Source organism: Parasutterella sp. (genome assembly GCF_057870745.1).
The window spans coordinates 1-2,357 of record NZ_DBMALT010000091.1 but is presented as its reverse complement, the minus strand read 5'-3'; the positions used below and the strand labels follow the sequence as shown (position 1 = coordinate 2,357).

Here is a 2,357-nt window from a genome sequence, read left to right as displayed (position 1 = left end):
CGCGATTCAGACCTTGCCTTTGGCTATGTGCTTGGCGCCACCGCCCGCACTTCGGGACTTTCACCCTGTAGAGTTCGCTCATGCCGAGCGCACATAGAAAAGGGAGGTGATTTACCTCCCAAGTTCTTAATTAAGACTCATTATCTTCTTTGAGCCTTCAGCTGACCGCGTTTTTCTTTTTCTTTGGTGATAAAGCCCATAAAAGCCAACATGGTCATAGCACCGAGACGAGCTGTGATACCTGACGGATCATATTGAGGGGCTACTTCAACTAAGTCGAAAGCCACGACGTTTCCTTTCTTAGCAATTCCCTCTAAGACGTCTGTGACGAAGTTATAGTTCAAACCGCCTGGGGAAGGAGAGCCGACACCGGGGGCCGTGCTCATGTCATATCCGTCGATGTCTATCGTGACAAAATAGTTCTTGGACTCAGGAATCATTTTGATGACTTCTTCGGCTCCAAGAGACAAGGCTTTTCTGGAAGGGATAACAACAGAACCATAATCATAGGCTGATTGGAAGTCTTCTCTAGTGTTGCTTCCTAATCCGCGCATACCGATTTGGCACATTTGAGTAAAGTGCGGCATCTCAGAAATCATTCTCATCGGAGATCCGTTGGTCCATCTCCTCTTGCCGAAATCCAAATGGGCATCAAACTGAACTACGCAAAGATCGCTGTACATATCCAATGCACGGGCAGTCGGGATAGTTACGGAGTGATCGCCGCCCATAAAAACGGGGAGTGCACCTTTAGAAATAATCTTTCTTGCAGCTTCCGTCACATTATCGAAGCTCGCATGAAAGTCCATTGGATCCATGTCGACGTCTCCTGCATCAACAACTTTTACAGGAGCTTCTAAGTACTGAGTCATTCTCTCAGGATCCCAGAAACCGGCATCTCCTCGTCCGTAATGGCAGGAGACCTCGCGGATTCTGCGGGGACCGAACTTAGTACCGCTCAGGTAAGGAGCACCCATATCGTAAGGAATACCCATGACGCAAACGTCTGCGTCATCTAATTGATCCAAATCCGTGCAGATCGGATATTTCGCAAAGCTTGCAATTCCGGTAATCGGAAGGTTATGAATAATCTTTGGCATCGTTTCTCCTAAAATTTTGAAGTTCTAGGATTAGCTTAAAGAGAAAGTTTCGAAGGTCCAAAGAGCATTAATTAAAGAGGATAAGATCTTTAATTAAATTTAAGAAAATTCAGCCAACTAACGGATTATCCTGAATTACCATCTTCTGAAAATTATGAAAAAATTAATCGAGAAATAACCAATCTGAAGAAAAATGAGCGACCTCAATCTCATTAATACATTGCAGCTAAAAATTTTTGTTACCGTGGCCGAGGAACGGACGCTTAAAGCAGCAGCTGTAAAAATAGGTCAAACACCTTCGGGGATCAGCCAAAACATCAAAGCATTAGAGAACTTTCTCGGAGTAACGTTATTCGAACGGGATTCAAGACCGATTCTGCTGACTAAAGCCGGAAGGCGTTTATTTGCCCTGGCAAGAGAACTTTTACAGAAAAATGATGAAATCTTAGAAGCAGTCAGAAGTGAAAAGAAAAAATATGAGACCCTTCGCTTAGGGCTCGGGGAGTCGGCGGCAGGTTCTTTCGGGCCCCAGCTTATTGCAGAGCTCAATAAAATCATCACTTCCGTGGATGTCGTTTCCGGCCTGACACTCCCACTGGTATCGGCATTGATGTCTGAAAAAATAGATGTTCTTCTTTCACCTTACCCGATTAAAGACGAAGAAGAACTCGAACGAGAAGTCCTTTTCCAAGAAGATTTTGTATTAGTTGTGAAAAAGGGTCACGAACCGATCATTTCGGAAGAGGCGTTTCAAACGTTGATTATCTCTCGGCCCTTGATTGAATATAACCAGGACAGTTCCGATAGAATTCAGGCCGACCGCTTACTTAGATCTCTTGGGCAGAAGCCGGCATTGCACACTTCAGTGTCCACAAGTTATTTAGTCGTAGGATTGGTATCTCAATTGGACGGATGGTCGTTGATTCCCCCATTCAATCTTTGGGCTGCAGGCCTTAGTAGCAGTGAGGTTGATTTTTATCCGATCCCGGGCCGTTCGCTGACCAGAACTTACTGGATGGTTCGTAAACAGATCAGGAATCATGCTCTCTCTCAATTGGTCGGAGAAATAACCAAAAAGGTGCTGACAGAGCGTTTTTTGGTCAAAATGGAACGCCAGCTCCCGGGACTTTCTCGATTTATTCATGTTCCCGGCAAATAATCGAGTAGGGTTTCGCTGAGTTCCAGCGAACACCCTCTCACACCACCGCCCGTACCGATCTGGTAGGCCAAGTCACCTTGATTTTACGGCGGTTTCTC

The 2,357-nt window shown here is 45.4% G+C and carries 2 protein-coding genes; one reads left to right on the top strand and one right to left on the bottom strand.

Annotated features, from left to right (window positions below; genetic code table 11):
- Window positions 1-140: 140 nt before the first annotated feature.
- On the bottom strand, window positions 141-1,100 hold the full coding sequence (locus tag ACZND6_RS12780; RefSeq protein WP_008811348.1) for an agmatinase: 960 nt from the start codon (window positions 1,098-1,100) through the stop codon (window positions 141-143).
- A 193-nt stretch (window positions 1,101-1,293) separates the two neighbouring features.
- Here ACZND6_RS12780 and ACZND6_RS12775 point away from each other — a divergent pair, with 193 nt between their 5' ends.
- Window positions 1,294-2,259: a LysR family transcriptional regulator gene (locus ACZND6_RS12775; RefSeq protein WP_418571676.1), complete on the top strand. Its 966-nt coding sequence runs from the start codon at window positions 1,294-1,296 to the stop codon at window positions 2,257-2,259.
- The last annotated feature ends 98 nt before the right edge of the window (window positions 2,260-2,357 follow it).